Here is an 11,767-nt window from a genome sequence, read left to right as displayed (position 1 = left end):
AGCGCCATGGGTCACTCACCGCTGATGTGCGCGCGATGCTCAGCGGAGGGCGGGGCATCACCGGTGGCATCTTCCAGGCGGCAGACCTGCACCTGGCGAATGCGACGGTTGTCGGCATTGAGCACGGTGAAGCGCCAGCCGGCGAAGTCGGTCGACTCCTGGCGACGTGGCATGTGACCGAAGCGCTGGATCATCAGACCGCCGATGGTATCGAACTCTTCATCCGGGAAGTCGGTGGCGAAGTGCTCGTTGAAGTCCTCGATGGTGGTCAGGGCGCTGACGGCGAACTGGCCGTCGCCCAGCTCACGGATATCCTCATCCTCATCGGTGTCGTGCTCATCCTCGATGTCGCCGACGATCTGCTCGAGAATGTCCTCGATGGTGATCAGGCCCGCAGTGCCGCCGTATTCATCGATGACCACCGCCATGTGATTGCGGGTCTCGCGGAATTCCTTGAGCAAGCTGTTGAGGCGCTTGGACTCCGGGATGAACATGGCCGGACGGATGGCTTCGCGTAGATCGAAGCGCTTGCGCTCGCTATCGTTCTGCAGGATCAGCGGCAGCAGGTCCTTGGCCAGCAGGATGCCGAGCACCTCGTCGAGGTTCTCGTCGATGACGGGATAGCGGGAATGCGCCGATTCGAGGATCAGCGGCAGGTACTCCTCAGGACGCTGATCGACCTGGATGGCCTGCATCTGGGAGCGGGGGATCATCACCTCGCGGACTTGCTGGTCACTGATTTCCAGCGCGCCCTCGATGATGGCAATCGCATCCTGATCGAGATTGAGGCGTGGGCCTACCTCGGTCAGGAACTGAAGCAGCTCACTGCGGGAGCTGGGTTCGTCGGTGTCGCTTGAGAAGGCGCCGAACAGCTTATCGAGCCAGGATTTCGAATGGCTTCCCGATCGGTCTTCGCTCATGCGTTAGTTTCTCTTTTCCTCGGTGGCGATACCCCATCGTCGTGGGGGTATCGGGGCTGCCGGGTGACGCCTGGACGAACCAGGCATCACCCGACGGCGGGTGCTGCCGATGCGAAAGGGCATCGGCATCATTGATTCTCTTCCCGGTAGGGGTCGGCAATGCCCAGCCCTGCCAGCACGTCACGCTCGAGGGCTTCCATATGCTCGGCGTCATCGTCCTCGATATGGTCATAACCTAGCAAGTGCAAGGTGCCATGCACGAGCATATGGGCAAAATGGTCCTCGAGGGACTTGCCCTGAGCGGCCGCTTCCCGCGCCACGACGTGTACGCTGATGACGAGGTCGCCGAGAAAGCGCGAGGCGTCGTCCGCCTCATCCGCGGCCTCACCCTCAGCCGTCATCAGTTCCGGGGTCTGCGGCGCCTCAGCATCCCCCACGCCACCTGACTCCAGCATGACATCGTCGTCAGCGATGTCGCCCTGAGGCTGGCCGTCGAGGCCGGCGTCTTCACCGTCATCGAATCCCGGAGCTTCCTCGGCGAAACGCTCCGCCAGTTCGGCCGGCAGGGCGAAGTCGTCGAGATCCAGTGGCTCATGCGGAAAGGACAGCACATTGGTGGAGGAATCCTTGCCGCGATAGTCGCGGTTGAGCCCGCGGCTTTCTTCCTCTTCCACCAGGCGCACGGTCAGCTCGTAGGGGGTGTCATCCGCCTCGCCGTCACTCTGCAGGGCGTCATCGGCCATGGCCCCTGCCAGCGCCGCGGCCACCCAGGCCTCGAGCTGATGGCTCGCCGGCAACGGCTGGCCATCGATCTCGCTCTCGGTGACAGCGAGTTGCAGGTCCACGACCACGGCAGTTGCCTGGCTCACTGAGCACCCCCATTGCCGGAGGGTCTGTCACTGGACGAGCTGTTCTCGAAGGGCGGCGTGCTGCCCTGGGCATTGAGTGCCGCCATGCGCGCTTCGCGCTCGGCCTGGCGCTTCTCGCGACGCTCGCCTTCCTGCTTCTCTTCCTCGGCCTCGAAGCTGTCGTAGGCCTCGACGATGCGCTGCACCAGCGGGTGACGCACCACGTCCTTGGCGAGGAAGCGGGTGATGCTGATCCCGGGAGTGTCCTTGAGCACTTCCAGCACGTGCGCAAGGCCCGACTGGGTACCACGCGGCAGGTCGACCTGCGAGACATCCCCGGTGATGACGGCGGTGGAGCCGAAACCGATGCGCGTCAGGAACATCTTCATCTGTTCGCGCGTGGTGTTCTGGGACTCATCGAGAATGATGTAGGCATTGTTGAGCGTCCGGCCACGCATGTAGGCCAGCGGGGCGATCTCGATGATCTGGCGCTCGATCATCTTGTTGACGTGCTCGAAGCCGAGCATCTCGTAGAGGGCGTCATAGAGCGGGCGCAGGTAGGGGTCGATCTTCTGGGCCAGATCGCCGGGCAGGAAGCCGAGCTTCTCGCCGGCCTCGACCGCAGGACGCACCAGCAGGATACGGCGCACTTCCTGATTGTTGAGCGCTTCCACCGCAGCGGCGACGGCCAGATAGGTCTTGCCGGTACCGGCCGGGCCGATGCCGAAGTTGATGTCGTGGTTGCGCATCTCGGTGACGTAACCCTGCTGGTTGAAGCCGCGCGGGCGGACCAGCACCTTGGGAGTACGAATCACCACGTCGCCGTAGCTGACGTCCTGGTCTTCCGCGGCTTCCACCAGTGCCTCGACACCGGATTCCTGCAGGAAGAGATGGACGGTCTCGGCATCGACTTCCCCGGCACCGGTCTCGCGATAGAGGTGCTCCAGCACGTTGGCTGCGGCCTTGACGGCAGCCGAGGGGCCGGCGATCTGGAAGTCGTTGCCGCGGTTGCGCAGGGTGACACCGAGTCGGGATTCGATCAGCTTGAGGTGCTCGTCGCGCTGACCGGTCAGGCTGGCCAGACGCTGTGGGTCTGCCGGCTCGAGCGTCATGTTGAGAATGCGATTGGCTTGCTGGGGCTGGTGGCTCAAGGCGTCGAATGTCCTGATGCAGGTGAATGCGTGAGTCGCGGTGGGCAAGGAATTCACCTGAGTGAAACCCGGCTGCCACGTCGTTGAGAAGAGCTTAATGCGCGATGGCCGTACAGGGCAATTGTCCTGTACGGCCAACGTGGCTATCCGCTGGATAGTGGGGGCTGATGGCGCCTCGTCAATCCCTGGGGCGACGAGTGATCAATAGCGATAGGGAGAGGCGAGCTCGCCACGCAGCGAATTGGGATAGGCCTCGGTGATCTCGACATCCACCAGGTAGCCGATCAGCTCGGTCGGGTTGGCGGCGCGGAAGTTGACCACGCGATTGTTCTCGGTGCGCCCGGACAGCAGGCCCGGATCACGCGGCGAGAACCCGGAGACCAGAATGCGCTGGGTGGTGCCGACCATCTTGCGCCCGATCTGCATCGCCTGCTGATTGATGCGCTCCTGCAGGATCATCAGGCGCTCCTTCTTCACCTCCTCGGGCGTATCATCCTCGAGGCTGGCCGCCGGGGTGCCGGGGCGTGCCGAGTAGATGAAGCTGAAGGAGTGATCGAAGCCGATCTGGCCGATCAGGTCCATGGTGTCCATGAAGTCCTGATCCGTCTCGCCCGGGAAGCCGACGATGAAGTCGGAAGAGAAGCTGATGTCCGGACGCAGTGCACGGATGCGCTCGAGCTTGTCGATGTAGAGATCACGCTCGTGGCCACGCTTCATCGCCGCCAGAATGCGGTTGGAGCCTGACTGCACCGGCAGGTGCAGGTGGCTGACCAGCTCGGGGATCTCGCCGAAGGCCTCGATCAGCGAGTCCTTGAACTCCAGCGGATGCGAGGTGGTGAAGCGGATGCGGTCGATCCCCTCGACCTGCGCCACGCAGCTGATCAGTTCGGCCAGGTCGATCTCCTCGCCCAGCAGGTTGAGGCCGGCGTAGGCATTGACGTTCTGGCCCAGCAGATTGATCTCGCGCACACCCTGGTCGGCCAGATGGATGACTTCATCCATCACCTTCTCGAAGGGACGTGAGACTTCCTCACCACGGGTGTAGGGCACCACGCAGAAGGTGCAGTACTTGGAGCAGCCTTCCATCACCGAGACGAAGGCGCTGGCGCCGTCGCTCTTGGGCGCGGGCAGGTTGTCGAACTTCTCGATCTCAGGGAAGGTCACGTCGACCACGGAGATCTGCTTGAGGCTCTCGCGACGCGTATTGAGCATCTTCGGCACGCGGTGCAGGGTCTGCGGGCCGAAGACCATGTCCACATGTGGCGCGCGCTTGCGCAGGTTGTCGCCTTCCTGACTGGCCACGCAGCCGCCGACACCGATCACCAGGTCCGGATTCTTCTCCTTGAGCTTCTTCCAGCGTCCCAGCTGATGGAACACCTTCTCCTGCGCCTTCTCGCGGATGGAGCAGGTGTTGAGCAGGATGACGTCTGCCTCGGATTCGTCGCTGGTGACTTCCATCTGGTGCGATTCGCCGAGCAGATCCGCCATGCGCGCGGAGTCATACTCGTTCATCTGGCAGCCGTGGGTCTTGATGAAGAGTTTCTTCGCCATTGCCTTGTGTGAACGCTCTGAGCTGCGCGCCGAACCTTCGTTCACTCCCGGCTCTCGACACCTTGGGTGGCGGAGGGCTTGAGAAGCGGTCAGGAGAAGGGGCGCGACTTGTGATGAATGAGCCCCGAGGCCTTAGCCTGGCGGGAATCGAGGGCGTGGCAGCCTTGAGACGTGATGCTCACTGCGTGCCTGAGCCGAAATCAGGACGGCATAGTATAGGAGTCTGACGGGCATGCGGCCAGCCCTCAGACCGTGGCGGCCCCTGCAAGCTCTGGGGTTTCTCATGGAAATGTCGGGGGCGGGACGGGAGTGGCGAGAGGCTTGCACGCATGGCTTCAGGCTGAGGGTGGCTGTGGTATCCTCACGGGCAGATTGGCGACGTCCGCGTGTGATATCCGTCTCAAGCCCGTGTTGCAGGGCAAACAGGCAGCTGTCAATAGCTTGATTTATTGAGGTTTTCATGCCGACAGTGGCGGCACTGGTGCTGGTCAAAAAATAAACGATTTGTTGGCGAGGCAGGCATTTCGCCGTGCGCGGACCTTCCATCGTCACGTTGTCCCAAGACTTATCCACAGAAAGTGTGGATGTCTGATGACAGCGAAATATCTACTACGTCCCAGCGGTATAGTGATGTGAGGCAGGAAGCCTCGCGTCACGCAACCTGTCAGACAGCGCATGGGCAGATCAAGGCATGCCACGGCATGCCGACAAGCGGTCGACGGTGTTCGGCAGATGCGTTCGGAAGCCTCGATTCCGATGCCTGCTCGTCAGCGGCGACCACCGCCCTCAGACACCCATGAAGAACGCGACATGATGCGATCACTCACTCTCAGCACCTTTTCCCTTCGTTCACTCGGCAGCGTGAGCCTGCGCTCATTGCGCCGTGCCTTGCTTGGGCTTGGCGTCACCGGCAGCCTGATGCTGGGACTGTCTGCACCGCTGGCCAATGCCGCGAGCGAGCGTTGGGTCTCTGACAATCTCACCACCTTCGTGCGCAGCGGCCCCACCGATGGTTACCGTATCGTGGGCACGGTGGAGGCCGGGCAGCCGGTCGAGCTGCTCGACGTCCAGAATGACTACAGCAAGATCCGCACCGCCAGCGGTGACGTGGTCTGGCTGCCTTCCGCCGACCTTCAGGACACGCGCAGCGTCAATGCGCGTGTGCCGGCCCTCAGCAGCAAGGTCAAGGAGCTTACGGCCAGGCTCGATGGCATCAATGACGAGTGGGAAACCCGGGTCTCGGACATGAAGGCTGGCCTCGAGACGCGTCAGGCGCGCATCGAGGAGCTGGAAGCCTCCAGCAACAGCCAGTCCGCGGAGCTTGAGCAGGCCCGCAGCAAGATGCGCAAGATGCAGGCGCTGCTGGACACCCAGAAGCAGGACCTGCTGATGCGTTACTTCATGTATGGCGGTGGTGTGGCCGGTGCCGGACTGCTGGTCGGCCTGATCGTGCCGCACCTGCCGCGCCGCAAGAAGAAGCGTCACGGTTTCCTGTAATTCGTGAAGGTCTCCACTCGCCCGAGTGTCGCCGCACTCGGGCATCTCCAGATTCCAGGAGGGCTCTCCCATGTCAGCAGATGACCCCGTGTCAGCGTTGATGTCAGGCAATGCCCCGGCCAGTGACCCCTGGCTTGCGCGTTGGGCCGAAGGCCGGATCGGGTTTCATCTGCCGGCGCCCCATCCGGCGCTGGAGCGCTGGTGGCCGCGTCTCGACGTCGCGCCCCAGGCCAAGGTGCTGGTGCCGCTGTGTGGCAAGAGTCTGGACATGCGCTGGCTGGCGGCTCAGGGGCATCCGGTGCTGGGGATCGAGCTTGCGCGTCAGGCCTGTGAGGCCTTCGTGGCCGAGGGAGTCGGGGATGTCTCGCGCTATCGACTGGATCACTTCGAATGCTTCCGTCAGGGGCCGGTCGAGCTGTGGTGCGGAGACTTCTTCCACTTCCACATCGATCATGTCGATCATCTCGATGCCTTCTATGACCGTGCGGCGCTGATTGCACTGCCCGAGGCGACTCGTCAGCGTTATGCCTTCCATCTGGCTCAGCTGTTGCCGCCCGGCGCTCGCGGCCTGTTGATCAGTCTCGAGCGTGACACGGAGCGTGAACAAGGGCCGCCGTTTCATGTCTCGGAGGCGGAGATCCGGCGGCTGTTGGGCGCCAATTTCACGCTGGAGGTGCTGGAGCGCCGTGCGCCGGATGATCGTGGTCTGCGCGAGACGGTCTGGGCGCTGGTGCGCAAGGGGCCCAGAGAGTGATTGACTGATCCACCTCGCCGCGATACCTGGCGGGTCTGCCTCATCTCGTGAAACGCCACCGCCGCCCATTGGGCGGCGGTGGCGTTTTCGTTGGACGAGCAGGTGGTGCGGGGCTGCTGGACGCGTCTCCCGAGTGGACTTACTGGTCCAGCTGGCGGATCAGGGTGGTGTCCTGGAAGGCGCGTGTCAGGGCATCCCCGATCACCAGAGAGACCAGTTCGGTATTCTTCTCCTGGCTGGGCTTGAGGGCGTAGCCCTGATCACGCGTGGCGGTATAGCTGCCGGTGTAGCGCTGCTTGCCGGAGACCGCGACCGCCTGGATCACTCCGTTGAGTGCCGCGGTGTCGGTGAGCAGACCGCCGCGCTTCACGCCATAGGCCAGCTCGGTCAGCGAGAGGGTCAGTTCGGTGGCACCGGCATTGGCCTGCTCGGCGGTCACCGGCACGAAGCCCATGCGGCGCAGGGCGCTGATGGCCTGTGCCTCCAGCTTGGGCGTCAGATCGCCGGTCGGGACCACCAGATAGCTGGAGGCGTTGGTGGCACCATCACGGGTGCCGATGCGCTCAGAGGGTCGCTCGTCGCGCACTTCCACCACCACCTGCTGGCCATGGCCGACCACCCCCATCTCGCCAACCTGCGGGTTGACGTACAGGCGTTGCGGGCTGGTGCCGCAGGCGCTGAGTAGCGCGGTCGTGGCCATCAAGGCCACGCTCATGCAGGTAATACGCAGGTGTCGCATCATCGTTCGGGCTCCCGGGCCGGTGGCCGGTCAACAGTGGAAGGATCACGAGAGCCGGCTGAATGGCAGGCTCCCGGATTGATGGGCGCGAGTATAGGGTCAGATCGCGCCGGGTGAGTAGTGGAAATTCTGGCTCATGGCTGTTCCCGTTCGGCGACGCTCACTGGCCGGGCGGCACGCGGCGCGTCAATGCCAGCAGCCCCAGCAAGGGGCCGGGCAGAATGCTCAGCAGCAACAGGCTGCCCTGTGCGGCGATCAGCGGGGTCAGCAGGGCGATCGAGACCAGTGACAGGCTGAAACCGATGGCATTCATCAAGGCCAGCGCACTGGCCTGCAGCTCGACGGGCGTGCCGCCGGCCGCCAGCGCGGAGAATTGCGGGGAATCGATCACGGCCATCAGACTCCAGAGCGCCAGCAGGCCCAGCAGCAGGCCATAGCCGGCCTCGAGTTGCATGGCACCGACGAACAGCAGGGTGAGGATCACCGAGCCCGCCAATCCCAGGCGCGCGACCCACAGACTCCCGCGAGTGCGCGACAGCCAGCCTCCGACCACGCAACCGGGCCCGCCCACCGCGATCACCATGAAGCTGTGCAGCGCCAGTTGCGTGGCCGAGAGTGAGAGGCCGTTGAGTCTGGCCATGGTCGTCAGCAATAGCGGCACCAATGCCCACAGCGTATAGAGCTCCCACATGTGGCCGAAGTAGCCTAGCGCGCCGCGCACGAAACCGGGATGACGCCAGGCGGCCAACCCTCGTGTCGCGCGGGCAAGCAAGGACGTCTGCGTCGAGGCAGGCGCTGGTGCGGGCGGGGCGACAGCGGGCAGCAAGGCCACCAGTCCGGCCCCGGCCACGGCCAGCAGCGAGGCCATGCCGATCGCCGCCCCCCAGGAAAGCGAGAAGCTGCCACTGAGTTGCAGGGCAGCCAGGCCATGTGGCAGCGAGGTGCCCAGCACCAGCATGCCGACCAGCCAGGCCAGTGCAGCTCCGGCGCGGTCCGGGGCCGTCTGTACCATCAGCTTGAGCCCGATGGGATAGATGCCGGCCAGCGCCAGGCCGGTCAGCACGCGCAGCGCCGAGGCACTCAACAGCCCCGGCGCGAGGATGAGCGCCAGGTTGGTCAGCGCCCCCAGCAGGCACGAAGCCATGAACAGGTGGCGTGCCGCGAAGCGGTCTGCCAGTCCCGCCAGCCCCAGGGTCAGGGTGCCGACGATGAAGCCGCCCTGTACCGAGGAGGTCAGTTGCCCCAGAGCGCCAGCGCTCTCGCCGGCAAAGTTCCAGCTCGCCAGCATTGGCGTCAGCACGGCATTGGGCGTGAACCACAGGCTGGTGCCGAACAGCTGAGCCAGCGCGATGAGGGCGACGGGGTAACGGCTGGCCAGTTGCCGCCAACGGGCATCGGCCGAGGAAAGAGACTTTGAGGAGGACAAGAGAGCACCTGGTTGAGCGCGAGCGACATGAAAACGGGCGACACCGTGGAGTGTCGCCCGTATCGCAGGTCCTGACCAGTCAGGCAGATGACGCATCGCTCAGAGCGTCAGGCGCAGCGCGAGTGGCCTCGCTCAAAGCCCCATGGCCGAGGAGGTGGAGCGGCGCGGGTCGGCACCGCCATAGAAGGTGCCGTCCTGGATCATCACGGACTGGATGGCCCCCATGGCGTCCTTGGTGACGACCTTGTGGCCCATCGCCTCGAGCAGGCGGATGGTGTCCTGACTGATGCCCGCCTCGATGCGGATCTCATCCGGCAGCCACTGGTGGTGGATGCGCGGAGCGCTGACCGCCGACTGGATGTTCATGCCGTGGTCGATCACGTTCATCAGCACCTGAAGCGTGGTGGTGATGATGCGCGAGCCGCCGGGGCTGCCGGTGACGAGGAAGTTCTTGCCATCCTTCATCACGATGGTCGGGCTCATGGAGGACAGCATGCGCTTGCCCGGCTCGATCTTGTTGGCGACGCCACCGATCAGACCATAGGCATTCGGCACGCCCGGCTTGGCGGAGAAGTCATCCATCTCGTTGTTGAGCAAAAAGCCTGCGCCATCCACCACGATGCCGGAGCCATAGCTGAAATTGATGGTGTAGGTATTGGAGACGGCCAGGCCATTGCCATCGGCGATCGAGAAGTGGGTGGTCTGGTTGGATTCATAGGGCTGCGGCTTGCCGGGCTTGATCTCGCTGGACGGCGTGGCCTGGTTCATGTCGAACTGGCCGCGCAGCTCCTTGGCGTAGTCCTTGGAGGTGATGCCGGCCAGCGGCACATCGACGAAGTCGGTGTCGCCCAGATACTCGGAGCGATCGGCGTAGGCACGGCGCATCGCCTCGGCCATCACGTGGATGGTGGCGGCGGAATTGAAGCCCATCGCCTGGATGTCGTCACCCTCGAGCATGTTGAGAATCTGGACGATGTGCGCACCGCCGGAGGAGGGCGGGCTCATCGAGAAGATGTCGTAGCCACGATAGGTGCCATGGACCGGCTCACGGATTTCCGGCTCGTAGGCCTTCAGGTCATCCATCGTCATGATGCCGTCATGGCGATCCATCTCGGCGACGATCAGCCTGGCCGTCTCACCTTCATAGAACTCCCGTGCCCCATTGGCGGCGATACGCTTGAGCGTCGCGGCCAGCTCCGGTTGCTTGAACAGCTCACCCGCCTCGTAATTGCTGCCGTCTGCCTTGTAGAACACCTTGGCGGTGCTGTCCCACTTGGCGAGGCGGTCCTTGGCATCGCTCAGCCCCTTGGCGAAGCGGGTCGGGATGACGAAACCGTCTTCTGCCAGCTTGATGGCCGGAGCCAGTGCCTGCTCGAGCGTCAGGGTGCCGTAGTCCTCCAGTGCCTTGGCAAGACCGGCCACGGTGCCGGGCACGCCCGCAGCGCGATGCGTGAAGCGAGACCACTCGGCCACGGCTTCGCCATTCTCGTCCTGGAACATCGTCTCGCTGGCCGCAGCCGGAGCTTTCTCACGGTAATCGATGGCGACCACCTTGCCGGTCTTCTCATCGGACACCAGCATGAAACCGCCGCCACCGATGTTGCCGGAGCGGGGTTGGGTCACGGCCAGCGCGAAGCCGGCCACCACGGCGGCATCGACGGCATTGCCGCCTTCCGCCAGGACATCACGTGCGACCTGTGAGGCCAGGTAATGGCTGGTGGCGACCATGCCATGCTTGCCTTCCACCGGATGGAAACGCTCGCCTTCCAGAATCGCGCTGCTGTCCGCGAAGGCGGCCGGCATCGCGGCGGGCAGCAGACCTGCCAGAGGCAGTAGTGCCGCCGCGGCGAAGGTCTTCAGACGCTTGCGTGCTGCACAAGGGGTGTCGAACATGAGTGGTAGTCCCTTTATCGTTATTGGAGTCGCTGCATGGCGTCGGTGACGCGCGCGCCACGTGCTGTCGTGAGTCGCATCGGGAGTGGCTACCCAGACGAACCGTTTTACTATCAGATGCTAATGCACCAATTTCAACCTCGATGACGACGGCGTCCGTCGCGCAGAGGGGAACGCAAGCGCTGGTGCCGGGACAGCCTGACGCTTCACACAGTGCCTGTCTTTTGTGAGAGGGTGACGTAAAATGCCTCTTCCACTTGCTGATGGCGCCTGATGACATGTCTGATCTACTGCCGAATGATTTCAAGATTGCCCCGTCGATCCTGTCTGCCGACTTCGCCCGCCTGGGGCAGGAAGTCGAGGATGTGCTGGCGTCCGGTGCGGATATCGTGCACTTCGACGTGATGGACAATCATTACGTGCCCAACCTCACCATCGGTCCGATGGTGTGCAAGGCGCTGCGTGACTATGGCATCACGGCAGAGATCGATGCGCACCTGATGGTCACCCCGGTGGATCGCATGATCGGTGACTTCGCCGAGGCAGGCGCCAGTTTCATCACCTTCCATCCGGAAGCCTCCGATCACGTCGATCGCTCGCTGCAACTGATCCGTGACGCGGGCTGCAAGTCCGGCCTGGTGTTCAATCCGGCCACGCCGCTGTCCTATCTCGATTACGTGATGGACAAGGTCGACATGATCCTTCTGATGAGCGTCAATCCGGGCTTCGGCGGGCAGTCCTTCATCCCCGGAACGCTGGACAAGCTGCGTGAAGCGCGCCGGCGCATCGATGCCTCCGGCTACAACATCCGTCTCGAGATCGATGGTGGCGTGAAGGTCGACAACATCGCCGAGATCGCGCGTGCCGGGGCTGACACCTTCGTCGCGGGTTCCGCCATTTTCAATGCGCGCAGCGACAGCGATGCCAACCGCTATGACAGCGTACTGGCGAAACTGCGTGCCGAGCTTGCCAGCGTGCGTGGCTGATC

The 11,767-nt window shown here is 63.7% G+C and carries 10 protein-coding genes; 3 read left to right on the top strand and 7 right to left on the bottom strand.

Annotated elements, in window-relative coordinates:
• Positions 1-11: 11 nt before the first annotated feature.
• The 4 genes from BFX80_RS14450 to miaB all read right to left on the bottom strand — a co-directional run bounded on the left by BFX80_RS14450 (position 12) and on the right by miaB (position 4,470).
• Positions 12-920 carry an HlyC/CorC family transporter gene (locus BFX80_RS14450; RefSeq protein WP_077371396.1) on the bottom strand — a complete coding sequence of 303 codons (909 nt, stop codon included), beginning with the start codon at positions 918-920 and terminating at the stop codon, positions 12-14.
• Positions 921-1,048: 128 nt separating this feature from the next.
• A complete protein-coding gene (gene ybeY, locus BFX80_RS14445) occupies positions 1,049-1,663 on the bottom strand; it encodes an rRNA maturation RNase YbeY (RefSeq protein WP_084209803.1) in 615 nt (204 codons plus the stop codon).
• A gap of 122 nt (positions 1,664-1,785) precedes the next feature.
• Positions 1,786-2,919 carry a PhoH family protein gene (locus BFX80_RS14440; RefSeq protein ID WP_373996114.1) on the bottom strand — a complete coding sequence of 378 codons (1,134 nt, stop codon included), beginning with the start codon at positions 2,917-2,919 and terminating at the stop codon, positions 1,786-1,788.
• Between the two features lie 201 nt (positions 2,920-3,120).
• Positions 3,121-4,470, bottom strand: a complete 1,350-nt coding sequence (miaB, locus tag BFX80_RS14435) for a tRNA (N6-isopentenyl adenosine(37)-C2)-methylthiotransferase MiaB (protein ID WP_077373068.1) — start codon at positions 4,468-4,470, stop codon at positions 3,121-3,123.
• An 810-nt stretch (positions 4,471-5,280) separates the two neighbouring features.
• Between miaB and BFX80_RS14430 the strand changes: the two genes are divergently transcribed.
• Positions 5,281-5,967, top strand: a complete 687-nt coding sequence (locus BFX80_RS14430) for a TIGR04211 family SH3 domain-containing protein (protein WP_307722825.1) — start codon at positions 5,281-5,283, stop codon at positions 5,965-5,967.
• A 70-nt stretch (positions 5,968-6,037) separates the two neighbouring features.
• Entirely contained in the window at positions 6,038-6,721 is a 684-nt protein-coding gene (gene tmpT, locus BFX80_RS14425) for a thiopurine S-methyltransferase (protein WP_240499588.1), read from the top strand.
• Positions 6,722-6,860: 139 nt separating this feature from the next.
• On the opposite strand, the gene BFX80_RS14420 is transcribed toward tmpT, so the two are convergent.
• The 3 genes from BFX80_RS14420 to ggt form a co-directional block, all read right to left on the bottom strand.
• Complete coding sequence (locus tag BFX80_RS14420) at positions 6,861-7,463, bottom strand: YajG family lipoprotein (protein ID WP_077371405.1); 603 nt, start codon at positions 7,461-7,463, stop codon at positions 6,861-6,863.
• A gap of 157 nt (positions 7,464-7,620) precedes the next feature.
• Positions 7,621-8,886 (bottom strand): MFS transporter, encoded by a 1,266-nt coding sequence (locus BFX80_RS14415; protein ID WP_240499587.1) that lies wholly within the window; start codon positions 8,884-8,886, stop codon positions 7,621-7,623.
• A 132-nt stretch (positions 8,887-9,018) separates the two neighbouring features.
• Positions 9,019-10,689 carry a gamma-glutamyltransferase gene (gene ggt, locus BFX80_RS14410; RefSeq protein ID WP_240499757.1) on the bottom strand — a complete coding sequence of 557 codons (1,671 nt, stop codon included), beginning with the start codon at positions 10,687-10,689 and terminating at the stop codon, positions 9,019-9,021.
• 368 nt (positions 10,690-11,057) lie between these two features.
• On the opposite strand from ggt, the gene rpe reads away from it, so the two are divergent.
• Positions 11,058-11,765, top strand: a complete 708-nt coding sequence (rpe, locus tag BFX80_RS14405; protein ID WP_077373074.1) for a ribulose-phosphate 3-epimerase — start codon at positions 11,058-11,060, stop codon at positions 11,763-11,765.
• Positions 11,766-11,767: the final 2 nt, after the last annotated feature.

Origin of the sequence: Cobetia marina (genome assembly GCF_001720485.1) — a bacterium.
Lineage (GTDB): Bacteria > Pseudomonadota > Gammaproteobacteria > Pseudomonadales > Halomonadaceae > Cobetia > Cobetia marina.
This window is presented reverse-complemented; position numbering and strand designations above follow the sequence as displayed.

Excerpts from the sequence above, each read along its gene's own strand:
- rpe (WP_077373074.1), top strand. The coding sequence starts at position 11,058 with ATGTCTGATCTACTGCCGAATGATTTCAAGATTGCCCCGTCGATCCTG.
- miaB (WP_077373068.1), bottom strand. The coding sequence starts at position 4,470 with ATGGCGAAGAAACTCTTCATCAAGACCCACGGCTGCCAGATGAACGAG.
- tmpT (WP_240499588.1), top strand. The coding sequence starts at position 6,038 with ATGTCAGCAGATGACCCCGTGTCAGCGTTGATGTCAGGCAATGCCCCG.
- BFX80_RS14420 (WP_077371405.1), bottom strand. The coding sequence starts at position 7,463 with ATGATGCGACACCTGCGTATTACCTGCATGAGCGTGGCCTTGATGGCC.
- ybeY (WP_084209803.1), bottom strand. The coding sequence starts at position 1,663 with ATGGCCGATGACGCCCTGCAGAGTGACGGCGAGGCGGATGACACCCCC.
- BFX80_RS14430 (WP_307722825.1), top strand. The coding sequence starts at position 5,281 with ATGATGCGATCACTCACTCTCAGCACCTTTTCCCTTCGTTCACTCGGC.
- BFX80_RS14450 (WP_077371396.1), bottom strand. The coding sequence starts at position 920 with ATGAGCGAAGACCGATCGGGAAGCCATTCGAAATCCTGGCTCGATAAG.
- ggt (WP_240499757.1), bottom strand. The coding sequence starts at position 10,689 with ATGCCGGCCGCCTTCGCGGACAGCAGCGCGATTCTGGAAGGCGAGCGT.